Annotated in this window: 20 protein-coding genes and 1 pseudogene; 3 read left to right on the forward strand and 18 right to left on the reverse strand. The window is 71.1% G+C overall.

Annotated elements, in window-relative coordinates:
* Positions 1-10 precede the first annotated feature (10 nt).
* The 3 genes and pseudogenes from Voc01_RS39485 to Voc01_RS53585 form a co-directional block, all read right to left on the reverse strand.
* Positions 11-2,746, reverse strand: coding sequence for a cation-translocating P-type ATPase (locus tag Voc01_RS39485; RefSeq protein WP_203932816.1), 2,736 nt, complete (start codon positions 2,744-2,746; stop codon positions 11-13).
* Between the two features lie 21 nt (positions 2,747-2,767).
* Positions 2,768-3,187: an NAD-binding protein gene (locus Voc01_RS53580; RefSeq protein ID WP_307781607.1), complete on the reverse strand. Its 420-nt coding sequence runs from the start codon at positions 3,185-3,187 to the stop codon at positions 2,768-2,770.
* Positions 3,182-3,691, reverse strand: a pseudogene (locus Voc01_RS53585) (NAD(P)-dependent oxidoreductase); the annotation flags it as partial. The pseudogene Voc01_RS53585 and the gene Voc01_RS53580, both read right to left, overlap by 6 nt.
* 20 nt (positions 3,692-3,711) lie before the next feature.
* Between Voc01_RS53585 and Voc01_RS39495 the strand changes: the two are divergent.
* Positions 3,712-4,308 (forward strand): hypothetical protein, encoded by a 597-nt coding sequence (locus Voc01_RS39495; RefSeq protein WP_203932817.1) that lies wholly within the window; start codon positions 3,712-3,714, stop codon positions 4,306-4,308.
* Here Voc01_RS39495 and Voc01_RS39500 read toward each other — a convergent pair.
* From Voc01_RS39500 to Voc01_RS39545, 10 genes are all read right to left on the reverse strand, one after another.
* Complete coding sequence (locus Voc01_RS39500; RefSeq protein ID WP_203932818.1) at positions 4,290-4,625, reverse strand: VOC family protein; 336 nt, start codon at positions 4,623-4,625, stop codon at positions 4,290-4,292. The two genes, Voc01_RS39495 and Voc01_RS39500, sit on opposite strands and share 19 nt — an antisense overlap.
* The gene (locus tag Voc01_RS39505) at positions 4,625-5,605 is read right to left on the reverse strand and encodes an LLM class flavin-dependent oxidoreductase (RefSeq protein WP_203932819.1); all 981 of its coding nucleotides are present in this window, start codon (positions 5,603-5,605) and stop codon (positions 4,625-4,627) included. The genes Voc01_RS39500 and Voc01_RS39505 overlap by 1 nt, the downstream gene beginning before the upstream one ends.
* A complete protein-coding gene (locus Voc01_RS39510; protein WP_203932820.1) occupies positions 5,602-6,558 on the reverse strand; it encodes an enoyl-CoA hydratase/isomerase family protein in 957 nt (318 codons plus the stop codon). Before Voc01_RS39510 ends, Voc01_RS39505 begins: the two co-directional genes overlap by 4 nt.
* 12 nt (positions 6,559-6,570) lie before the next feature.
* Entirely contained in the window at positions 6,571-7,551 is a 981-nt protein-coding gene (locus Voc01_RS39515; RefSeq protein ID WP_203932821.1) for an LLM class flavin-dependent oxidoreductase, read from the reverse strand.
* On the reverse strand, positions 7,548-8,984 hold the full coding sequence (locus tag Voc01_RS39520; protein WP_203932822.1) for a class I adenylate-forming enzyme family protein: 1,437 nt from the start codon (positions 8,982-8,984) through the stop codon (positions 7,548-7,550). Before Voc01_RS39520 ends, Voc01_RS39515 begins: the two co-directional genes overlap by 4 nt.
* Positions 8,981-9,961, reverse strand: a complete 981-nt coding sequence (locus Voc01_RS39525) for an LLM class flavin-dependent oxidoreductase (protein WP_203932823.1) — start codon at positions 9,959-9,961, stop codon at positions 8,981-8,983. Before Voc01_RS39525 ends, Voc01_RS39520 begins: the two co-directional genes overlap by 4 nt.
* Entirely contained in the window at positions 9,962-11,014 is a 1,053-nt protein-coding gene (locus Voc01_RS39530) for an LLM class flavin-dependent oxidoreductase (protein ID WP_203932824.1), read from the reverse strand.
* Positions 11,015-11,079: 65 nt separating this feature from the next.
* Positions 11,080-12,000: an acyl-CoA dehydrogenase family protein gene (locus tag Voc01_RS39535; protein ID WP_203932825.1), complete on the reverse strand. Its 921-nt coding sequence runs from the start codon at positions 11,998-12,000 to the stop codon at positions 11,080-11,082.
* Between the two features lie 10 nt (positions 12,001-12,010).
* The gene (locus Voc01_RS39540) at positions 12,011-13,162 is read right to left on the reverse strand and encodes an acyl-CoA dehydrogenase family protein (protein WP_203932826.1); all 1,152 of its coding nucleotides are present in this window, start codon (positions 13,160-13,162) and stop codon (positions 12,011-12,013) included.
* Positions 13,149-14,669 carry an AMP-binding protein gene (locus tag Voc01_RS39545; RefSeq protein WP_203932827.1) on the reverse strand — a complete coding sequence of 507 codons (1,521 nt, stop codon included), beginning with the start codon at positions 14,667-14,669 and terminating at the stop codon, positions 13,149-13,151. The genes Voc01_RS39540 and Voc01_RS39545 overlap by 14 nt, the downstream gene beginning before the upstream one ends.
* A gap of 71 nt (positions 14,670-14,740) precedes the next feature.
* On the opposite strand from Voc01_RS39545, the gene Voc01_RS39550 reads away from it, so the two are divergent.
* Both Voc01_RS39550 and Voc01_RS39555 read left to right on the forward strand, forming a co-directional pair.
* On the forward strand, positions 14,741-15,724 hold the full coding sequence (locus Voc01_RS39550; RefSeq protein WP_203932828.1) for an MBL fold metallo-hydrolase: 984 nt from the start codon (positions 14,741-14,743) through the stop codon (positions 15,722-15,724).
* Between the two features lie 22 nt (positions 15,725-15,746).
* On the forward strand, positions 15,747-16,379 hold the full coding sequence (locus tag Voc01_RS39555; RefSeq protein ID WP_203932829.1) for a hypothetical protein: 633 nt from the start codon (positions 15,747-15,749) through the stop codon (positions 16,377-16,379).
* Here Voc01_RS39555 and Voc01_RS39560 read toward each other — a convergent pair.
* Genes Voc01_RS39560 through Voc01_RS39580 form a run of 5 tightly spaced genes read right to left on the reverse strand, consistent with a single transcriptional unit; the run spans position 16,363 to position 21,978 of the window.
* Positions 16,363-17,913, reverse strand: coding sequence for a class I adenylate-forming enzyme family protein (locus tag Voc01_RS39560; RefSeq protein WP_203932830.1), 1,551 nt, complete (start codon positions 17,911-17,913; stop codon positions 16,363-16,365). The two genes, Voc01_RS39555 and Voc01_RS39560, sit on opposite strands and share 17 nt — an antisense overlap.
* The gene (locus Voc01_RS39565; protein ID WP_203932831.1) at positions 17,910-19,415 is read right to left on the reverse strand and encodes a class I adenylate-forming enzyme family protein; all 1,506 of its coding nucleotides are present in this window, start codon (positions 19,413-19,415) and stop codon (positions 17,910-17,912) included. Before Voc01_RS39565 ends, Voc01_RS39560 begins: the two co-directional genes overlap by 4 nt.
* A complete protein-coding gene (locus Voc01_RS39570; RefSeq protein WP_203932832.1) occupies positions 19,412-19,903 on the reverse strand; it encodes a VOC family protein in 492 nt (163 codons plus the stop codon). Before Voc01_RS39570 ends, Voc01_RS39565 begins: the two co-directional genes overlap by 4 nt.
* Positions 19,904-20,809 carry an SDR family NAD(P)-dependent oxidoreductase gene (locus Voc01_RS39575; protein ID WP_203932833.1) on the reverse strand — a complete coding sequence of 302 codons (906 nt, stop codon included), beginning with the start codon at positions 20,807-20,809 and terminating at the stop codon, positions 19,904-19,906.
* A complete protein-coding gene (locus tag Voc01_RS39580) occupies positions 20,806-21,978 on the reverse strand; it encodes an acetyl-CoA acetyltransferase (RefSeq protein WP_203932834.1) in 1,173 nt (390 codons plus the stop codon). The genes Voc01_RS39575 and Voc01_RS39580 overlap by 4 nt, the downstream gene beginning before the upstream one ends.
* Between the last annotated feature and the right edge of the window lie 4 nt (positions 21,979-21,982).

Here is a 21,982-nt window from a genome sequence, read left to right on the forward strand (position 1 = left end):
CGTGGGGAGCTCACCGCGCTCGACGACGCAGGACCGCCTTGACCACCTCGCCGGTGACGAGGATCGACGACGCCACTCCGACGCACACCAGCCACTGACCGGCCGTCAGGTCGACGGTGCTGAACAGGCCGTGCAGCACGTCCATCTGCACCAGGCACACCAGCAGGCCGACCACCGCGCCGGTCGCGACGAACGCCGACCGGTTCTCGAACGTCTCGCGGCTGAACACGCTGCGCATGTCGGAGCGGACATTGAGCAGGTTGAACGCCTGGAACATCACGAACGTCGTGAACGCCATCGTGCCGGCGACCGTCGCCGTGCCGAGCTCCGCCTCCGGGCCGGGTGCGAGGACGAGCACCGCGAGCGTGCCGAGCGCCATCACGGTGCTGGCGAGCAGGATGCGCAGCAGGCGCGGCCGGTTGAGGATCCGCTCGTCGGCGTGCCGGGGCGGCTTCGTCATCGCGTCGGGGCTGACCGGCTCGACGCCGAGCGACATTGCCGGCGGCCCGTCCATCACGAGGTTCACGAAGAGGATCTGCAGCGCGGTGAACGGCGCCCCGCCGGCGATCCCGGTGACCGAGGCCACGAGGAACGTCACCACGAACCCGAGCGCCGTCGAGACCTGGAACCGCGTGAAGTTGACGATGTTGGCGTAGACGCCGCGGCCCTCCCGCACGGCGGCCACGATGGTGGCGAAGTTGTCGTCGGTCAATACCATGTCGGCCGCCTCCTTCGTCACCTCCGTCCCGGTCACGCCCATCGCCACACCCATGTCGGCCCTGCGCAACGCGGGCGCGTCGTTGACGCCGTCGCCGGTCATCGCGACGACCTCACCGCGCTCCTGGAGCGCGCGCACGATCCGGATCTTGTGGTTCGGCGAGACCCGGGCGACCACGCCGATGTCGTCCAGGCGCCCGGCCAGCTCGGCGTCGTCGTCGACCGCGTCGAGGTCGGCGCCGGTGACGGCCCGGCCCGGGATGCCGAGCTCGCCGGCGATCGCTGCGGCGGTGACCGCGTGGTCGCCGGTGAGCATCCGCACCCGGATACCGGCCCGGCGACACTCCTCTATGGACAGTCGCGCCTCCGGCCGGGGCGGGTCGACGATGCCGACGAGGGCCACCATCACCAGCCGCCGCACCAGGTCCGTGGGATCGTCACCCGGCTCGAACGGGTCCAGGTCGGCCGACGCGACGGCCATCACGCGCATGCCCTGCCCGGCGAGGTCGGCGTTGGCCCGGTCGAACCGGTCCCGCGCGGCGTCGTCGAACGGCTCGACGCCCGCAGCGCCCAGGTACCGGTCGGCCCGTTGCGCCAGCACGTCGGGCGCGCCCTTCACGAAGCACCGCACCACCGCGCGACCCCGCTCGTCGGTCCAGTCGTGGAACGTCGCCATGAACTTGGTGTCGGAGTCGAACGGGATGTCGAGCACCCGGGGACGCTCGCGGCGCAGGGCGGTGACGTCGATCCCGCCCTTCTCGGCCAGCACCACCAACGCGCCCTCGGTGGGGTCGCCGACGATCTCGGCGCCGCTGTCGCCGCCGCTGTCGGACGGGCGCAGCACCGCGTCGCTGCACAGGGCCATCGGCAGCAGCGCCTCGTCGAGCGTGGTCGGCAGCGGGAGCCCGTCGGTGGTCCGGATCCGCCCGTCGGTGGAGTAGCCCTCGCCGGTCACCGTGAAGCGCCGGCCCGCCACGAGCAGTTCGCGGGCCGTCATCTGGTTGAGCGTGAGCGTGCCGGTCTTGTCGGTGCAGATCTGTGACGTGCTGCCGAGCGTCTCCACCGACGCCAGCCGCTTGACGATCGCGCCGCGCCGCGCGAGCCGGCCGGTGCCCATCGCGAGCGTGAACGCCACCACCGCCGGCAGCCCTTCCGGGATCGCGGCGACCGCGAGCGAGATCGCGCTGACGAACAGGTCCGTGAACTCCTGCCCGCGCACCAGGCCGAGCACGAACACCACCACGATGACCGCGCCCGCGATCATCGCCAGGGTGCGGCTGAGCGCGTCGATCTGCTTCTGCAGCGGCGTCGCGCCGGGCTTCGCCTGGTGCAGCAGGTGCGCGATGCGGCCGGTCTCGGTGTGCATGCCGGTCGAGGTCACCACCAGTTCGCCGTGCCCGCGGGTCACCGCGGTGTTCATGAACACCGAGTTGACGCGGTCGCCGAGCGGCGCGTCGGCCGCGACGCCGGCGGACGCCGACTTCGCCGACGGCTGCGCCTCGCCGGTGAGCACGGCCTCCTGGACCTCGAGCGACGTCGCCGACAGCAGCCGGCCGTCGGCCGGGATCCGGTCGCCCGCCTCGACCACGACCACGTCACCGGGCACCAGGCCGACCGCATCGAGTCGCACGATCCGCCCGTCGCGGCGCACCCGCGCGCTGGTGACGCTCATCCGCCGCAGCGCGTCGAGCGACGCCTCCGCCTTCGACTCCTGCACGAACCCGATGGTCGCGTTGAGCAGCACCACCACCGCGACGGCGATCGGCGTCTCCCATTCACGGCTCACGATGAGCGACACAACCGCGGCGACGAGCAGGATGATGATCAGCAGGTCCTTGAACTGGCGGAGGAACGCCCGCCAGCGCGGCTCCTTCGGCGCCTCGGCGAGCTCGTTGCGGCCGTACTCCTCCAACCGGGCCGCGGCCCGCGCCGTCGACAGGCCCTCGGCCGGGTCGACGTCGAGCTCACGGGCCACGTCGGTGGCCGGCCGGGTGTGCCAGTGTGTCGGGGTGACCGCGTCGGTCGACATTCCCTCTCTATACCGGACGCGTCAACACCCGTCGGTACGGTGCTCGATCGCCCGGATCACCGCCACCATGTCGCTGCCGTGCAGACCCATCCCCCGGGTCTCGGCGAACAGCGCGTGGCAGACGTCCAGCAGCGGCGAGGCGATGCCCGCCTCGCGCGCGGCCGCGGCGATCAACGCGTTGTTCTTCAGGACGTCGGTGATCGAGGCCTGCACGTCGAAGTCGTCGGTGACGAGCTTGTGTGCCTTGTTCCGGGAGACGTCGCTGGCCATCGGGCCCGCGTCGAGCACCTGCCGGAAGCGGGCCAGGTCGATGCCGTGCCGCTCGGCGAAGTGGGTCGCCTCGGCCAGGCCGGTGACCATCGTGATGAGGAACAGGTTCACCGCGAGCTTCATCAGCAGCCCACCCGGCACCGGGCCGCAGTCGGTCGTGGCGCGGCACATCGGTGTCACCAGTGGACGGACGAGGTCGACGTCGGCGGGATCGCCGGCCAGCATCGCCACGAGGTCGCCGGACTCGGCCGGCAGCCGCGACCCGGACACCGGCGCCTCCACGTACCGCCCGCCGGCCGCCCGCACCACGCCGTCGAGGTGTCGCGAGTACCCGGGCGCCACCGTCGCGGTGTTGACCAGCACGCGGCCGGTCAGGTCGCCGGCCCGGGCGAGCACCGCGTCGAACGCCGCCTCGTCGGCGAGCATCGCGAACACGACACCGGCGCCCGCGAACACCTCGGCCGGGGTCGCGGCGACCCGCGCGCCGGCCGCCCGCACGGGTTCCGCGCGCGCGGCCGACCGGTTCTATACCACCAGCGGCGTCCCCGCGCGGGCGAGGTTGACCGCCATGGGCTGGCCCATGACACCGAGACCGAGGAAACCCACCAGCACCCGGTCATCGTCGCCAGGCGCCCGGACCCGGTCCAGGTCCAATCCCGCCGGATTGGTTCGCATTCATGGTTCACAATGGGTGGGTGGCTTTCGTCTGGTTGGTGGGCGCGGTGGTCCTGGCGGCCGCGGCAGGACTCCTCGAGGCGCACCGGTCGCTGCCGCTCGTCTACGTCGGGATCGCCCTCGGCCTCGCCGCCGTGTTCGCCCACGTGGTCGCGGCCGTCTGGCCGGGGCACGGCCCGTCGAACCGCGTACTGGTGACGCGCGGCGTGCTGGGCCTGGTGGTCGGCGTGCTCGGGTTCGGGTTCGGGGGCGGCTACGCCACCAACCACCTCAACTGGTTCGGCGACCGGGTCGTCGCACAGGTGACCGACAGCCGCACCAGGTGCGGCGTCAACGATCCCCGCTGCGGCCTGTCGTACCGCGTCTCGTACGAGGGCCGCGACCTCGGCTGGGTGTCCGCGTCGTGCGGTGGACCGATCGACGGCCGGATCGCCGTCGATGTCGACCCGCTCGGTTGGGTGTCACCGTCCTCAGTGGACTGCGGTGACCCGCAGACCTCGGCCCGGTGGGTCACCGGGGCGTGGCTTACCGGCGTGGCCGCCCTCGCGGTGTTGATCCTCGGTAGCCTCGCGGTCGAACGCGTGCGCCTCAGGGCTGGTCAGGCGAGCCGTTCGTAGACGACCAGCGGGTTGCCGCCCGGGTCGGTGACGACGGTGCGCCGCTCGTGCGGTCCGGTGACCGTCTCACCGGCCTTGCCGCCGACCGCGACCAGCGCGACCACCGTGGCCTCCAGGTCCGCGACCCCGATGCTCAGCATCGTGCGGCCCGCGACGGGTTGCTGCGTGGCGTCGGCGAGCCCGATGGTGACCGCGCCGTCGGTGACCGCGGCGTACCGGTCGCCGTCGCGGAACACCGTGGTGAGGCCGAGCGAGGTGTAGAACGCCAGCTGGGTCTGCACGTCGTTTGCGGGAACGATGATGTGACCGATCCTCATCAGCGGAACCTCGGCATGATCTCGCGGGCGAAGCGATCGACGATCTCGACGGAGCGCTCGATCGGCAGCCCCAGCCACTGGGCGCGGAAGACGAAGTGGTTGTAGCCGGCGGACGCGAAGTCCTGGATCTTCGCGGTGATGTCGTCGGGCGAGCCGAAGAACAGCGCCTTGTGCTTGATGCCCTCCCACTGCGACTCGAAGTAGTCCATGCCGTACTGGACGTACTCCCCGTACGAGCGGCGCGCGTGAGAGCCGGCGATCGCCCACGCGTCGTCGAAGGAGTCGGCCACGCACAGGTCGCGCTGGATCGGGAACGTGGCGTCGTCGTCGGAGAAGCCGGCGTCCTTGCGGTGGGCGCGGTAGTCGTTGAGGTTGCCGACGGCCCAGTTGCGGCGGACGTTCGACGGCGCGAGCCAGGGCAGCCCGGAACGGGCGATGCGTTCGATGCCGATGGGACCGTTGGCGCCCACCCACACCGGCGGGTGCGGCTTCTGCGCCGGCAGCACGCTGCACCTCACGCCGTCGAGCGCGAAGTGCTGCCCGTGGTGGATGACCCGCTCGCCGGTCCACAGCTTGCGCATCACCTCCAGCGACTCGTTCATCCGCGAGACGCGCGTGCGGCGCTCGACCTGGAACGACCAGAACTCGTCCTCGCGGTAGCCCGACCCGATGCCGAGCACGAACCGCCCACCGGACATCTGGTCGATGGTGGCGATCTCCTCGGCCCAGTGCACCGGGTGGCCCAGCGGCAGGATGAGGATGCCCGTGCCCAGCAGCATGTCGCCGGAGTGGTCGATCAGCCTGCTGAGCAACGGCAACGGCTGCGGCGTCGACAGCGACGACAGGTAGTGGTGGATGCCGAAGACCGAGTCGTAGCCGAGGTCGCGGATGTGCTGGGTGAACTCGACCAGCTCACCGGTGCGGCGCCCGATGTCGTCGCCCGGCTCGTACTGGTGGTCGAGGAGGATGCCGAACTTCACTCGCTCGAACGGCTCTCGCTGAGGCGGAAGTACGGCGCCACCAACCGGTCGCGGTCGGCCAGCGCCTGCGCGATGCCCTTCTCGCGCCGCTCCTTGAGGAAGTTCCAGTCACCCTCGTCGAAGCTGACGTTCGTCGCCCAGCCGTGGCCGACCCAGCCGGTCATCGCGCCGAGACCCTTGCCCCGCGCCTCCATCACGACCTGCATCATCGACTTGCCCATCATCAGCGAGTCGAGCGGCATGACGGCGATCGCGTCGGCGTAGTCGTCGACCCACTTCTCCAGCTCGTCGAGGGGCACGACCTTGGTGACCAGACCCTTGCGCTCGCCCTCCTCGGCGCCGATCGCGCGCATGGTGAGCATGACGTCCTTCATGGTCGTCAGGCCCACCTTCTCGATCCAGTGGTACATGTCCTGCGGCGCCGGGCCGAGGTACCGGAACGCCGGGTGCGTGAACCGCGCGTTCGGCGCCGCGATCACGATGTCGGCCGACAGCGCGATCTGGAAGTGGCCGCCGTAGCAGTAGCCCTGTACCTGGCAGATGGTCGCCTTCAGCGACTCGATGATCGGACGGGTGAAGCCGGAGCTGAGCACGTTGCGGTCGGGCAGGATCCGCTGCCGCTGGGCGGGGCGCCTCTTCGTGCCGGCCTTGTAGCCGATGTAGTGGCCGAGCTCGGCCGCGTCGGCGCCGGTCCCGAAGTGCTTGCCCTCGCCCTTGAACACGATGACCTTCACCCGGTCGTCGGCCTCGGCCTCACGGACGAGGTCGCCGATGCGCTCGAAGGCCGCCACCGGAATGGCGTTGAGCTTGTCGGGCCGGTCGAACGTGATCGTGGCGACGTGCCGCTTCGCGTCGACGTCGTAGCGGACGTACCGCGCGAGGACCTCGGGGTCGACCTCCATGTTCTCGACGTCCCACTGGTTCTCGAGCAGTTCGGCTTCGGTCTTCTTCATCTCTAACCTCGATCAGCGGAAGGCGGGAAAGACTTCGGTGGCGAACAGGCGCAGCGACGCGCGGACCATCTCGGCCGGCATGCCCAGCCAGCCCGGGCGGAAGATGATGTGGTTGAACCCCATGTCCCGCAGCGTCGACAGGCGCTCGATGAGGTACTCCGGCGACCCGAGCGCGAGCGTGTTGCGGATCAGCTCGTCGAACCGGTCCGACTGCCACCGCAGCGCCGGGTACTCGGCGTAGGTGGAGTACTCGGTGCGGGCTTGCGGCAGGGCCTCGTCGACCGCGCGCTCGGTCGTGGGCGCGCAGTACAGCTCCAGGCCGATCGGACGGTCCACAGTGGACTTGCCGTACTCCTCCAGCGCCGCGTCGTAGACCGCGAGATGCTCGGGGAGGTAGCGGGGGCTCGGCGCGTTGCCGGGCGCGTACCAGGCGTCGCCCAGCCGGGCCGCCCGGCGCACGGCCCGCTTGCTGCCGGCGCCGACCCAGATCGGCGGGCCGCCCGGGGTCAGCGGCCGGATGCCGATCCGGGCGTCGGTCTGCGGGTACAGGCCGCCCTCGGTGGTCACCGGCTCGCCGGTCCACAGCGCGCGGATGAGCTTGAGACTCTCGTCGAGCCGGCGGAACCGCGTCGGCGGGTCGATGCCGAACGCGGCCAGCTCGTTCTCGCGGTAGCCGGCGCCGACGCCCAGCACGACCCGGCCGCCCGAGAGGTGGTCGAGCGTCGCGAACTCCTCGGCGATGTGCACCGGGTGGAACATCGGCATCAGCAGGATCCCGGTGCCGAGCGTCATGGTCCCCGACCGCGGGATCAGCGCCGCCATCATCGAGATCGGCTGCGGGGTGGCGAGGTTGGACTGGAAGTGGTTGATCGTCCACACCGAGTCGTAGCCCAGCTCCGCGGCCAGCTCGACGGTGCCGAACAGGTCGTCGAGGTGCTTGCCGAGGTCCTCGTCGTGCGGGTACTGGTGCGAGGCCATGATGCCGAACTTCACGCTGGACCCCCTACACGGCTGATCTTTCCGGCGGCGCTGCGCTCCAGGGCGGGCACGAACTCGATCCGCCGCGGCGCCTTGAAATGGGCGAGCTTCTCGCGCGCGAACTCCACGAGCTGTCGGCTCAGGTCGTCGTCCGGCAGTTCGGACGGTTCCCGCACCACCTGCGCGACCGGGATCTCGCCGAGCCGGTCGTCGGGGCGGCCGAGCACGCGGATGTCGCGCACCAGCGGGTGGGCACGCAGCTCGTCCTCGATCTCCTCGGGCCACACCTGGAACCCGCCACACTTGATCATGTCGCGCTTGCGGCCGACGAGGAACAGCACGCCGTCGCCGTCGACGTAGCCCATGTCGCCGGTGTGCACCCAGCCGTCGCGCACGAGGTCCTTCGACGCCTCGGCGTCGTCGACGTAGCCGCGGGTCAGCTCGGAGCGCACGACGATCTCGCCCTCCTCGCCGACGCCCAGCGCGGTGCCGTCGTCGGCGCGGATCTCCAGGTCGACGCCCGGGTACACCCTGCCGGCCGAGCCGGGCTTCCACAGGCCGGCCTTCATGTCGCGGCCGGTCCAGCCGGCGATGTGACCCGCCTCGGTGGACCCGTAGTTCACCAGGATCGGCACCCTGTACCGCTCCTCGAACGCCCTCCGGACCGTCCACGAGATCGCCTGCCCGGCGACCAGCACGGACTTCACGCCCTCGAACGGCAGCTCGCGAGGCGAGTGCACGATGTCGAACACCATCGTGGGCAGGAAGAAGAAGTTGTCGAACCGGAACCGCTCCATGAGGTCGGCGAGCCGGTCGACGCCGAAGCGCTCCCACACCACGGCCGCCCGACCGACGTGGAACGCGAACAGCAGCGAGTGCTGCCCTCCACTGTGGAACAACGGCAACGCGATGAGGTTCGGCTTCGCGTCGGGCGCGGCGGTGCCCTCGGCGTCGGTCCCGGTGGAGACGCGGGCCAGCCGGGCCAGCGAGGAGCGCGTGCCGCCGTGCGTCACGCTCACGGCCTTGGGACGCCCGGTGGTGGTGCCACCGGTGAACAGGATGCACGCCTCGGCCCCGGGATCGACGTCGACCGCCGCGACGGAGGCCCGGGCCGAGATGTCGAGGGTCGACGAGACCACCAGCTTGGGCGCGGTCTTCGCGAGGGACTCGGCGAGCTCGGACTCGTTGTAGAGGCTGGAGATGGTCACCGGGACGGCGCCGAGCTTCCAGGCGCCGAAGAGGAAGAACGCGATCTCCGGGCCGTTGGTGAGGTAGCACGCGACCCGGTCGCCGGGCCCGATCCCCTGCGCGCGCAGGGACTCCGCCACGCCGCCGGCGATCAGGTCGAGCTCCTCGAACGTCCACTGTCGACCGTCGTCGCCGTACAGGCCGACGGCGTCGCCACGGTCGGCGCGGCGCCCTTCGAGGATGCGGGCGAGGTTGGTCATGAGGCCACCTTCGGGATGACCTCGGAGCCGAAGCGGGCGAGCTGGTCCATGGCCTCCTCCTGGCTGGCGCCGACGAACTGGTGGCGCAGCGACACCTCGGTGACGCCGAGGTCGCGCTCCCAGCGGCGCAGCTTCTCGACGATGTCGTCGGCGGAGCCGACCAGGCAGTCCTCGGCCAGGTAGCGGTCGAGGTCGATCTTCTGGGCGTCGTCCCAGGACCGGTAGCCGGCGTACTGGCGCTGCAGGTGCGGTGCCACGCCGGCGACCGCGGCGGAGTAGCTGTCGGCGATGAAGGCCTCGCGGCTCATCGGGTACTCGCGGTCCAACGACAGGTCGTTCTCGGCCAGAACCGACCGGTACACCGTCAGGAGCCGGGCGAGCTCGGCGTCGTCGCCCTTGGGGCCGATCAGCCACGGGCAGTCCAGGCGCGCGGCGCGCCGGACCGCGGGCTCGGCGAACGCGCCGATCCACAGTGGAGGGCCGCCGGGCTGCACCGGCCGCAGCGGCAGCGACGCGCCCGGCACCTCGCCCCACGTGCCCGCGAGGTCGAGCGTCGAGCCGCTCCACAGCGCACGCAGGATCGGCACGTACTCGCGCAGCCGGCGCAGCCGGTCGTCCCATCCGACGCCGAACGCGGCGGTCTCGCGCTTGCGGTAGCCCGCGCCGAGGCCGACCGTGAGCCGGCCCCGCGAGAGCACGTCGAGCGACGCGAGGTCCTCGGCGAGCGCGACCGGGTTCAGCAGCGGCGCCAGCAGCACCCCGAACCCGATACGCACCCGGGAGGTGGCCGAGGCCAGGTAGCCGGCCAGCGGCACCGGTTGCACGAACGCCGACTTCGCCAGGTAGTGGTGGCCGAGGTAGACGGCGTGGAAGCCGGCCGCCTCGGCGGCGGCCGCCTGGGTCACCACGGCGTCGATCCCTTCGACCGCCGAGGCCGAGGGGTCGAACTGCGCGCTCAGGAAACAGCTGATCTTCAACTAAGCAGCCTCGGCCTTGAAGTGTGGGATGACCTTCTCGGCGAACTCCTCCATCGACTTCAGCGCCGCCTTCCGGTCGAGCGACGGTATCCGCAGCCAGCCGATGTAGTGGTTGACGCCGAGCTGGTCGCGCAGCATCTCGATGGTTTCGATGACGCGGTCGGCACTGCCGAAGTTGCCGCCGTGGGTCAGCGTCTGCTCCAGGGTCAGCAGCTCGATGTTCTTGGCCACCGCGGCGTAGTAGGCCTTCTCCTTCTCCAACGCCTCCTCGGAGCCGGGGATGACCTTGCCGACGGACTTGTAGTAGTTCAGCGCCGCCTGCGCCGCCTCCTGCAGCCCGTCCTCGCCGTCGCCGACCCAGACCTGCTGCATGAACGGCACGTCGTAGGTGGAGATGTCGAAGCCGTTCTCCTCCATGGCGTCGCGGTACAGGCGGTAGTTCTTCTGCATGATGCCCAACGGCGTGAAGTTGGGTGAGGTGATGATCGACTCGCCGACCGCACCCCGCTCGCGGAAGCTGTCGGGCGACACGGTGCCCTGCAGGATCGGCGGCCCGCCCGCGGTGAACGGACGCGGGTACGTGGTGATGTTGTCGTACGTGAAGTGCTTGCCGTGGTACGAGAAGTTCTCCTGCGACAGCGCGAGCCGCAGGATCTCCAGCGTCTCCTGGTAGCGCTCCTTCGACTCGGCCAGCGGCACGCCCATGCCGGCGAACTCCTGCGGCTGGTAGCCGCGGCCGACGCCGATCGACACGCGGCCGCCGCTGAGCACGTCGAGCGCGGCGATGTCCTCGGCCAGGCGCAGCGGGTGGTGCAGCGGCAGCACCAGCACGGCGGTGCCGATGGTGATGCGCGTGGTGCGTTCGGCGATGGCCATGCCGAAGTTGATCGGGCTGCCGAGGATGCCGTACTTGGAGAAGTGGTGCTCGGCCAGCCACACCGAGTCGAAGCCGAGCTCGTCTGCGAGCTGGATCTCCTCGAGCGTGTCCCGCAGCACCTGGTGGTCCGACGCGCCGTCGGCCACCGGGAACAGGTTCATGATGCCGAACTTCACGGTCTCTCCTCGTTTATTCCGACCAGCCGGTATGTTACTGGCCGAGGGCCGCACGCCGCAACCGATCAGGCGTTCTGACGTGCGGAAATACGCAGCTCGCCGACGCGCCGGCGGTGGTCGGCGCCGGTGCCCAGCAGCGCGTCGAGCACCAGGGCCCGGCGCAGGTACAGGTGCGGGTCGGCCTCCATCGTGATGCCCATGCCGCCGTGCACCTGGATGCACCGCTCGGCCGCGAACACCGCGGCCTTCCCTGCGGCGGCCTTGGCCGCGTGCACCTGGATCTCCGCCTCGGGCATCGCGTTGTCGACTGCCCAGGCCGCGTACAGGGTGAGGTCCCACGCGGCCTTGCGCTGCGTCGCGGCGTCGGCGAGCTGGAACGCGACCCCCTGGAACGACCCGATGACGCGGCCGAACTGGGTCCGGGTGCGGGCCTGGTCGGCGGCGAGGTCGATCGCGCCCTGCGCCACGCCGCACAGCTGCGCCGCGACGACGAGCGTCGCGCGTCGCTGTCCGTCGACACTCGCGGGGGTCGCGGCCTTGGTGGTGACCGAGGACAGCGGCACCGAGGGGTCGAGCGACCGCCGCGGCACGATCTCCGCCGCCTCCTGGATGGCACCGTCGACGAAGCCGTTGGCCGCGGCGGCGTAGGGCACCGGGTTGCCGGCGGGCGTGAGCACCCGGCGCCCCTCGAGCACGTCGGCCGGGATCGCCGTACCGGTCAGCAGCTGCACCGCCGCCGCGTGCCAGGGGAAGCGGCTGGGCACCAGGGTGGCGCCGATCGCCTCCACCGCCACGAGGAGGTCGATCAGGGCGCTCTCGCCCGGAACGCCGAGGAGGCCGAAGTCGCGCAGCAGGGTGATGTCGCACGCCGGCGCGGTCCACTCGCCGGCTGTCAGGACCGTGCGGGCCGTGACCGCCTCGCCCTCGACGAGCGCCCGGACCGTCTTGGCGATCTCCAGCTGTTCCTGGGTGAAGGTTGCGCGCATGTCCCGGCTCTCAACGTGAGCGGGGCAGGTTCAGCACCCGCTCCGCGAGGATCGACTTCTGGACTTCCTCGGTGCCGCCCTCGATGGTGTGGGCGCGGGCCCGCAGGTACCGCCGCATGCGGGCGGCGGCGCCGGGATGGTCGAGCAGCACTCCCCCGGCCTCGTCGAGCTGCACGGCGAGGCGGTTGGCGTTCTGCACGACGCCGGCCCACAGGCTCTTCAACGCCGACGTCTCCGGACCGGGGACGCCGCCGGCCCGGGTCTCGCCGAGCATGCGCATCGAGCCGATCCGCACCGCCTCGGCGTCGCACTGCAGGGCGCCGACGGCGTCGACGAACGCGCTGTCGTGTGCCATCCCGCGTTCGAGGGCCACGTCGACGACCCGGTCGACCGCCTGCCGGGCCCACACCCACAGGTTCAGCGCCATGCTGCCGCGCTCGAACGCGAGCGTGGTGAGCGCGACCTTCCAGCCGTTGCCGACGCCGCCGAGCACATCCCCGTCGGGCACGAACACGTCGTCGAGGAACATCTCGTTGAACTCGGTGTCACCGTTGATCATCGTCAGCGACCGCACCGTGAACTTCTCCATCGGCGCGAGGAAGTACGTGATGCCCTTGTGCTTCGGGGCATCCGGATCGGTGCGGGCGAGCAGGAGGCACGTCGAGGCGTTGTGGGCGTTGGAGGTCCAGATCTTCTGGCCGTTGATGACCCAGCCGCCGTCGACCTTGCGCGCCGCGGTGCGCAGGCTCGCGAGGTCCGACCCGGAGCCCGGCTCGCTGAAGCCCTGGCACCAGTAGACCTCGCCCTTGAGAATCCCCGGCAGGTGCCGCGCCTGCTGCTCGGCCGTGCCGTGGGCGATGATCGTGGGACCGGCGAGCATCATGCCGACGCCGTTGAGCGGGTACGGCGCCCCGCGCTTCGCCGCCTCCTCGTTGAAGATGGCCTGCGCCAACGAGTCCAGGCCCCGGCCGCCGTGCTCCGTCGGCCACGACAGGCCGGCCCAGTTGCCGGCGCACAGCCGCTCCTGCCATACGCGCGACCAGTGTTCGCGCTCGCTCTCGCTCAGGTCGTCCTGGTCGGGGATGTCGCGCAGCGCATCGTCGATCCAGCCGCCGACCTCGGTCCGGAACGCGAGGTCGGCCGCGGTGTCATCGAAGTCCATGCGCGTCCTCTGTCAACTTCGCCTTGTAGAGCTTGCCGTTCGGGTCGCGCGGCAGCGCCTGGTGCACGACGTAGGTGGCGGGCCGTTTGGGTTTGGCGAGCCGCTCGGCGACGTAGGCCCTGATCTCCCCGATCGCCTCGTCCTCGCGCGGTGCGGCCGAAGACAGCGCGATGTGCGCCAGCGGCACCTCGCCGAACTCCGGGTCCTTCGCGCCGACCACGCCGGCGTCGGCCACGTACTCGTGGCTCACCAGCACGCCCTCGATCTCGGCCGGGTACACGTTGACGCCGCCGACCAGGATCAGCTCCGCGGCCCGTCCGGTGATGTAGAGGAAGCCGTCCGCGTCGACGTGGCCGACGTCCCACACGGTCATCAGCCCGCCGCGGCGGGCGCCGTCGGTCTTGCCGGGGTCGTTGTGGTACTCGACGCGGTCCTCGCCCTGTCGCATGTAGACGATCCCGGTCTCGCCGGTCGGCACCTCGTTGCCCTCGGTGTCGAGGATCTTCAGGGTGGAGATGCTCGCGGGACGCCCGACCGTGCCCGGATGGGCCAGCCACTCGTGCGGCCGGGCGATCGTCGTGCCGACCTCGGTGGAGCCGTAGTACTCGTAGACCACGGGGCCGAACCAGTCGAGAATGCGGGCCTTGATGTCGCGCGGGCAGGGCGCGGCGCCGTGCAGCACGTACTCCAGGCTGCTGATGTCGTAGCTCTTCCGCACGTCGTCGGGCAGCTGCAGGAGCCGGTAGAAGTGCGTGGGGACCATGCTGGTGCCGGTCACCGCGTGCTGCTGCACCCGGGAGAGGAAGCCTTCCGGGGTCCAGCCGTCCATCAGCACCATCGTTCCGCCGGCGTGCAGCGAGCCCATCGCGGGCGTGATGTTGGCCGAGTGGTACATCGGCGCGGAGACCAGCCACGACGCGAACGCGGGCCGCTCCATGCCGAACTCCTTGAACAGCCACACGTACGTCAGCGCGCCGGTGTCGGCGTCGATGCCGCTGAGCGGGCGCTTGACGCCCTTCGACCGGCCGGTGGTGCCCGAGGTGTACATCATCAGCGACCCGGCCGGGGTCCGCTCCGGGTCGGTGGCGGGCATGCCGTCGGTGAGGTCGGTCAGGTCCTTCCCGTCGACGTACATTCGCACGCCGTCGGGAACGGCCCGTCGCACCTCGCCTTCGACGCGCTCCGACGCGACGACCACCTTCGCGCCGCTGTCCGTGACGATGTACTCGATCTCGGGCGCGGTGAGGTGGTAGTTGAGGGTCACCAGGTACAGGCCGGACTGCATGGCGGCCAGGTACATCGCCACCATGCCGGGGCTGTTGGTCATCACGATCGCGACCGTGTCGCCGACCTCCAGGCCGGCCTTGTGGCGCAGACCGTGCGAGAGGCGGTTGACCTCGGCGAACAGCTCTCCGTAGGAGATGCGCCGGTCGTCGGCCGTGATGATCGCGGTGAGCTCGGGCTCAGCGGCCGCCCACAGCCGGAATCCGGTTCTCGGCTCGCTCATCAGGCTCCTCGACTAGCATTCCGACCATCCGGTATGTTGTGTTGCCATCACATTAAGGGAGGGTCACGACGATGTCCATACCCGCCGGTCGCGCCGTGGACCCCGCGCACGCCGCGAGCTACCGGGCCCGCGAGGTGCACGCCCCGGCCCCGGTCGTCGACGGGGTGTGGGCGGTTCCGGTGCCCCTGGCGGGCAGCGCGCTGCGCTCGATCATCGTGTACCTCGTCGCGACCTCCGACGGGCTCGTGCTGATCGACGCCGGGTACGACCATCCCAGCTGCTGGCGGTCGTTCCAGCAGTCGGTGGCCGACCTGGGCCTGCGCGTCGGAGACATCACCGCGGTCCTGGTGACCCACAACCACCCCGACCACGTCGGCTTCGCCGACCGCGTCCGCTCGGAGTCGGGCGCCCGGGTGATGATGGCCCACCTCGACGACTTCGCGGTCATGCACGCGACCCGCGGCCCGTTCCTCACCCAGCTCAGCGCCGCCCTGGCCTGGACCGGCGCCCCCGCAGACGTCGTGGCGTGGATGTACGACGACGCCGTCGGCGTGGCCGAGCACCACGAGAACCTGCGCCTCGACCATGCCTTCACCGAGCCCGTGGAGGACCTCCACTTCGGCGACGTCACGATCCGGGCCGTGCACGCGCCCGGTCACACCTACGGCCACACGGTCTTCCACGACACCCGCGGCCTCGTCTTCACCGGCGACACCATGATGGCCGAGGGCCCCACGCAGCTCGCGATCGCCAGCCGCCCCGACGACGACCCGGCCGGCGACCTCTTCGCCACTCTGGCCCGCATCGGCGACCTCGGGGCCACGATCGCCTGCCCCGCACACCAGTTCCCCTACCGCGACGTGGCCGCCCGGGCGGCCGAGCTGGCCGCGTTCCACCGCGCCGAGGTCGAGGCCGTCCGCGAGGTCGCCACCCTGGGAGACACCGCCTGGACCGTCGCCCGCCGCCTGACGTGGAAGAAGCCCTGGGACGAGCTGGGCCGCGGAACGCGGCGCTTCCACCTGGTCCACACGCTGGCCCTGATGCGCGCGGCGTGACCTACCATCGACGTCAGTCTCCGTGAGGGGGTCCGGCGTGCGGTTCCCGGGCAGCGACAGTTGGCAGGTCAGCGTGAAAGCCGAGGAGAACCACACCGTCTTCCCGCTCTGGCTGCGTGACGTCGAGGCGGTCGACGTGCCACCGTCGCCGCTGGTGCCGGGCCCGCTCGACGTGAACGACCTGCCGCCACCGGCCGGCGAGCCCCACGACCCGCGCCTGGGTGCCGAGTGGCTGGCGTGGTGGGAGTCGATCGTGCTGACGCATCCGACGTCACCGGTGCCGCCCGACGACGACGTGGAGCCGGCCTACGACACGCCCGACCCGCTCGGCCTGGCCCGGCTGCCGGCGCTGCGCCCGCACGTGGCCCGGCGCTGGCCGGAGTTCCTGGAGTGGCAGCTCGCCCACCGCCGCGCGCACGGCACGTACACCGACCGGCGGCCGCCCGGCGACGGGCGGATCGGCGAGGTGGTCCGCGAGGTCGAGGCGGAGCTGGGTCGGCGGGCCGCGCCGTTCCACCTGACGTTCACCCTCCTGCAGGTGCGCGACGACCGCATCCTCACCGTGGAGCCGGGCCGTTTCCTGGTTCCCGAGCGCGTTATCCGGAGCGCCGGATGGCCGGACTGGCTGCGCGCCGAGGTCAGGAAGGTGGCGTAGCGGGCTCGTACGTCCAGTCGGGGGTCAGCGTGGGGCGCAGCGTCCGCAGCTCGCGCTTGAGCACCTTGCCCGACGGGTTCGTGGGGAGCTCCGCCACCAGGTAGAGCTCCTTGGGCACCTTGAACTTCCCGAGCCGCTGCCGGGCGTGCTCGATCAACGACTCCGCCGTCAGGCCGGGACGGCCGATCACGAACGCGGCCGGAACCTCCTGCCACCTCGGGTGCGGGGCGGCCACCACCGACGCGGCCAGCACCAGCGGGTGGTCGGCGAGCACGTTCTCGATCTCCGCGCTCGACATGTTCTCGCCGCCGCTACGGATCATGTCCTTGAGCCGGTCGCGGATGTAGAGGTAGCCGTCGGCGTCGAAGGCGCCGATGTCGCCGGTGTGGAACCAGCCGTCGCGGAACGAGAACGCCGTGGCCTCCGGGTCGTCGAGATAGCCCGGGCTGACCTTCGGGCCGCGGGCCACGACCTCGCCGTTCTCCCCCACCGGCACGTCGTTGCCGTCCGGGTCCACGACCCGCACCCGCACCCAGGGCACCGGGATGCCGACCGAGCCCTGCTTCGACTCCATGTGCGCGCGGTCGAGGTAGGTCAGGCCGCTGCACGTCTCGGTCAGGCCGTAGCCCTCGATCAGGCGGGCCCGCGGGAAGAGCCCGCGCGCGACGGCGAACAGCGCCGACGTCACCTGCGAGTAGATGAGCCACCGCACCGACGTCAGGTCGGCCGCGGTGCGCTCGGACTCGCGGCGCACCATGTCGAGCATCGTCGCGGCCATCACCATGCCGACGATGCGCTCGTCCTCGACGGCCCGCAGCACCGCGGCCGGGTCGAACCGGCGTTGCAGCACCATGCACCCGCCGACGTGCCAGATGCCGTAGCCCGGCAGGTCGGTGCCGCCGACGTGGTACAGCGGCGCGAAGTTGAGGATCCGGTCGCCGGCACGCAGTCCCAGCTCGACGATCTGGGCGTGCATGTTCATGTTCGCGTTGCCGTGGGTCAGCATCACGCCCTTGGGCAGGCTCGTGGTGCCGCTCGTGTAGATGATCCGCTGCAACGCGTCGTCGTCGAGGTCCGCGTCACGTACGCGTTCGCCGCGGTGCTCCTCGACCAGCGCGCGCAGATCGGTCCAGCCGTCCATCGGTTCCAGGGCGAACCGGGTGAGGGTCAGGTCGGCGGTCGCGGCCGTCGTCAGGTCGGCGAACTCGGGGACCGTCGCCACCGCGCGGACCCCGGCGTGGCCGATCAGGTAGCCGAGCTCGCCCGGCGTGAGGCGGTAGTTCAACGGGACGAACACCGCGCCGAGCTTCGACAGCGCCAGCGACAGGATGAGGAACTCGGGGACGTTGTTGGCGACGATCGCCACCCGGTCGTCGCGCCCGATCCCGTACGTCACAAGGCCCGCGGCCAACGCGTTGACTTCCTCGTCGAGCTGCCGGTGGGTCCAGCGGCGCTCCTCGAAGACGAGCGCGTCGTCGTCGGCGAACCGCAGCGCGTTGCCGGCGAGCATCGCCGCGATGTTCGCCGTCGTCATAGCTCGCGCAGTCCTCTCTTCAGCACCTTGCCGGAGTCGTTGCGCGGCAACGAGTCCACCACGTCGACGTACTTCGGCACCTTGAACCTGGCCAGGTTCGCCAGGCAGTGCTCGCGGATGTCCTCGCCCGTCGCCGTGCTGCCGGCCCTGAGGATGACGAACGCCTTCGGCACCTCGTCCCACCGCGGGTCGGGCACGCCGATGACGGCGACCTCGGCCACGTCGGGGTGCTGGGCGATGACCCGCTCGATCTCGGCGCCGGTCACGTTCTCCCCGCCCGACTTGATGAGGTCGACCCGGCGGTCGACGAACCAGAGGTAGCCGTCCTCGTCGACGCGGCACACGTCGCCGGTGAGGAACCAGCCGTCGCGCCGGGTGCGCTTGTTGGTCTCGTCGTCGTTCCAGTAGCCGGGCGAGATCTTCGCGCCGCGGACGATCAGCTCGCCCTCGACGTTCGGTGGGACCGGTGCGAAGCTCTCGTCGACGATGCGGATGCTCACCCCGGGGAACGGCGCACCGAGCGCGCCGATCTTCGACTCCTCGTGCGCGGCGTCCATGTACACGATGCCGTTGCACAGCTCGGTCATCCCGAACGTGTCGATCAGCCGCACGTGCGGCAGCGCCGCCTTCACCTGCCGCCGCACCGTCGGCGCGACGCCGGCGAACAGCAGGTACCGCAGCGTCGACAGGTCCGGTGCCGGGTCGAGCGCGAGCATGCCGAACAGGATCTGCGCGGCCAGCACCATCCCGGTGATGCGCTCCTCCCGGGCGATCCGGGCGATGTCGTCGGCCTTGAACGTCGGCGTCAGCACCATCGTGGCGCCGGCGACGAAGATGGCGAGGCCGGGCGCCTCCAGCCCGCTCACGTGGAACAGCGGCGCGGAGACCAGGATCCGGTCGTCCTGCGTCAGCTCCAGCTCCAGCACCTGCGCGAGGTGGTTCGCGGCCAGGTTCCCGCAGGTGTGCACCACCCCCTTCGGGTGCGCGGTGGTGCCGGAGGTGTAGAGCAGCCGGTGGACGTCGTCGGGCCCCTTCAGCACGTCGTCGACGCGCACGCCCGGCGCCTGCACCTCCAGCAGGTCGCGCAGGCCGCGGGCGCCGTTGATCCGCACGGACCCGTTGGCGACGACGATCCGGAGCCCGGTCCTGGCCACGAGCGCGGTGGCGTCGTCGGCGAAGTCGTCGTCGTAGAGCAGGCACGTGATGCCGGCCTGGTCGATGACGTAGGCCTGCTCGTTCGCGTGCAGCCGCCAGTTCAACGGCACCGAGATCGCACCGATGCGGGCCAGCGCCAGCAGTTCCAGGACGTAGGTGGCGGTGTTGCGGCCGAGCACCCCGACCAGCTGTCCCCCGTGGACACCCGCGGCGAGGAGCGCGGCCGCGTGCCGGTCGACGTCGGTGTCGAGTTCGGCGTAGGTCCAGCGGTGCGCGCCGTCGACGAGCGCCTCGCGGTCGGCCCGCCGCAACGCCTGCCGCCGCAGGTGTTCCGAGAAGTTGCTCACGCGTTCTCCCGCCGGTATTTCAGGATCTCCTCCCGCGTCGGCAGCGCCACGAACTCGAGGAGGTTGCCGTCGAGGTCGCGGCACGCGAACGCGGTGATGTAGCCGTAGTTCTCCAGCAGCACCCGGTTGGGCCGGGTCAGGCACTCGGCGCCGAGCGACGAGACCCGGTCGTACAGCTCGTCCATCTCCTCGACGGGCACCTGGAAGCTGAGCAGGAACGTGCCCAGCTCGAGGTGGCCGGCGGTGGCCGTGCGCCGCTTCTGGCCGTTCCACTCGATGAGCTCGAGCTGGCCGATCTGCGTCGGCCCCTGCAGGTACTGCACCTTGCCGGTGGTGCCTTCGGGCAGGCCGAGGGAGACCTCGATGCCGGGACCGGCGACGTCGCTGCGCAGCGTCTTCCGGTAGCCCAGCGCCTTCTCGTAGAAGTCGGCCGCCTTGTCCACATCGGACACCGTCATCGCCACGTGGTGTACTTCGCTGACCGGCATCTACGCGTCTCCTCCGGTGAGGACCTTCTGGATGAGCCCGACCTCGTCCATGCCGCTCTCGGGAACGATGAAGTCGTCGAGGCCGGTGATGTCGCCGATGGCGTCGGCGATCGCGTCGGGCGTGGTCGGCTCGCGCCCGCCGTACCAGCCCGGTGTGACGCCGAGGAAGATGCGACCGACCCGGCCGCCGCCCGCGGTGAGGATGTGCTTGTTCAGCGTGCACCGCTCGCTGGCCAGGAACGTCGCGACCGCCGCAACGTGCCGCGGGTCGAACCGCTCCGCCAGGTCGCCGAGCAGCCCGTCGGTCATGCGGGTCGCGGCCGTCGGCGCGAGCGCGTTGACGAGGATGCCGCGCCGTGCCCCCTCCAGCGCGAGCACGTTCATCAGCCCGATCAACCCGGTCTTCGCCGCGCCGTAGTTCGCCTGACCGAACGTGCCGAACAGCCCCGACGACGAACTGGTGAGCACGATCCGCCCGTAGCCGCGCTCGACCAGGTGCGGCCACGCCGGGCGGAGCACGTTGAACGCGCCGAGCAGGTGCACGTCGACGACCTTCGTCACGTCGTCGTCGGTCATCTTGGCCAGGGTCCGGTCGCGGAGGATGCCGGCATTGTGGATGACCGCGTCCAGTTGTCCGAAGGAGTCGATCGCCTTCTGTACCAACGCGGCGCCACCGGACGCGGTGGCGACCGAGTCGGTGGAGGCGACGGCCGTGCCGCCGGCCGACCCGATCTCGTCGACCACCGCCTGCGCCGCACCACCGGAACCGCTGCCGTCGAGCTCGCCCCCGAGGTCGTTCACCACGACCCGCGCGCCGTGCGCCGCCAGCGACAGGGCGTGCGCGCGCCCGATCCCGTTGCCGGCGCCCGTCACGATGACGACCCGGCCGTCGAAAGAAACACTCATTGCTGTGAGCTCCCCAGTACCGCCACGAACGCCACGCACGAACCCGGTTGGCCGCCGAGGTTCTGGGCCACGGCCAGCGTCGCGTCCGGCACCTGCCGGTCGCCGGCCTCGCCGCGCAGCTGGGTGAAGCACTCGAACATCATGCGCAGCCCGGTGGCGCCGATCGGGTGGCCGAAGGACTTCAGTCCCCCGTCGGTGTTCACCGGCAGCGCGCCGTCGAGGTCGTACCGGCCGTCGAGGATGTCGCGCCAGGCCTTGCCGCGCGCGGAGAACCCGAGGTCCTCCATCAGCACCACCTCGGTCGGGGTGAAGCAGTCGTGCACCTCGGCCAGCGAGATCTGCGTGGCCGGGTCGGTGACGCCGGCCTGCTCGTAGGCCGTCGCCGCGGCGGCGACCACCTCGGGGAACGTCGTGAAGTCGTAGCCGTCGGTCGCGAGCCCCTCCCCGGAGCCGGCGACGAAGCCCATGCCGCGCAGGAACACCGGCTTGTCGGTGTACCTGTACGCGTCCTCGGCCCGCACCAGGATCGCCGCCGCCGCGCCATCGGAGACGCCTGAGCAGTCCATCACGCCCAGCGGTCCCGCGATCTTCGGTGACCGTTCGACGGTCTCGGCCGACACCGCCTTGCGGAACTGGGCCCGGTCGTTGCGGGCGCCGTTCGCGTGGTTCTTCACCGCGACGTGCGTGAGCGCGCTGCGCATCTCGCGCGCGTCGACGCCGTGCGCCTCCTGGTAGGCCGGCGCCAGCAAGGAGAAGCCGGCCGGCGCGGTCCAGTCGACGGCGGTGCCGTCGTCGGGCGGGTACACCGCCGACAGGCCGGAGAACGACGAGTCCTTGAGCTTCTCGACGCCGGTGGCCATCACCATGTCGTAGGCGCCCGACGCGACGGCGTACGCCGCGTTGCGGAACGCCTCCGAGCCGGTGGCGCAGTAGTTCTCCACCCGGGTCACCGGCTTGCCCTTGAGCCGCAACGGACGCGCGAGCGTCTGCCCCGACATGCCCGACCCCTGCGTGCCGACCCAGAACGCGTCGACGTCGTCCAGCGTGATCCCCGGAACCGACGACACGCACTCGGTGACCGCGTCGACGAGCAGGTCGTCGGCGGAGGACGCCCAGTGGTCGCGGAACGGGGTGCAGCCCATCGCGACGATCGCGACGTCGTGGGCCATGCGC

The sequence above is a fragment of the Virgisporangium ochraceum genome (genome assembly GCF_016863655.1).
Taxonomy (GTDB): Bacteria; Actinomycetota; Actinomycetes; order Mycobacteriales; family Micromonosporaceae; genus Virgisporangium; species Virgisporangium ochraceum.

Bases quoted from the DNA above. Each gene is read 5' to 3' on its own strand.
- Voc01_RS39580 (WP_203932834.1), bottom strand. From the start codon at position 21,978: ATGGCCCACGACGTCGCGATCGTCGCGATGGGCTGCACCCCGTTCCGC.
- Voc01_RS39535 (WP_203932825.1), bottom strand. From the start codon at position 12,000: ATGCGCGCAACCTTCACCCAGGAACAGCTGGAGATCGCCAAGACGGTC.
- Voc01_RS39545 (WP_203932827.1), bottom strand. From the start codon at position 14,669: ATGAGCGAGCCGAGAACCGGATTCCGGCTGTGGGCGGCCGCTGAGCCC.
- Voc01_RS53580 (WP_307781607.1), bottom strand. From the start codon at position 3,187: ATGTGCCGCGCCACGACCGACTGCGGCCCGGTGCCGGGTGGGCTGCTG.
- Voc01_RS39500 (WP_203932818.1), bottom strand. From the start codon at position 4,625: ATGAGGATCGGTCACATCATCGTTCCCGCAAACGACGTGCAGACCCAG.
- Voc01_RS39570 (WP_203932832.1), bottom strand. From the start codon at position 19,903: ATGCCGGTCAGCGAAGTACACCACGTGGCGATGACGGTGTCCGATGTG.
- Voc01_RS39510 (WP_203932820.1), bottom strand. From the start codon at position 6,558: ATGAAGAAGACCGAAGCCGAACTGCTCGAGAACCAGTGGGACGTCGAG.
- Voc01_RS39575 (WP_203932833.1), bottom strand. From the start codon at position 20,809: ATGAGTGTTTCTTTCGACGGCCGGGTCGTCATCGTGACGGGCGCCGGC.
- Voc01_RS39550 (WP_203932828.1), top strand. From the start codon at position 14,741: ATGTCCATACCCGCCGGTCGCGCCGTGGACCCCGCGCACGCCGCGAGC.
- Voc01_RS39560 (WP_203932830.1), bottom strand. From the start codon at position 17,913: ATGACGACGGCGAACATCGCGGCGATGCTCGCCGGCAACGCGCTGCGG.
- Voc01_RS39520 (WP_203932822.1), bottom strand. From the start codon at position 8,984: ATGACCAACCTCGCCCGCATCCTCGAAGGGCGCCGCGCCGACCGTGGC.
- Voc01_RS39485 (WP_203932816.1), bottom strand. From the start codon at position 2,746: ATGTCGACCGACGCGGTCACCCCGACACACTGGCACACCCGGCCGGCC.
- Voc01_RS39540 (WP_203932826.1), bottom strand. From the start codon at position 13,162: ATGGACTTCGATGACACCGCGGCCGACCTCGCGTTCCGGACCGAGGTC.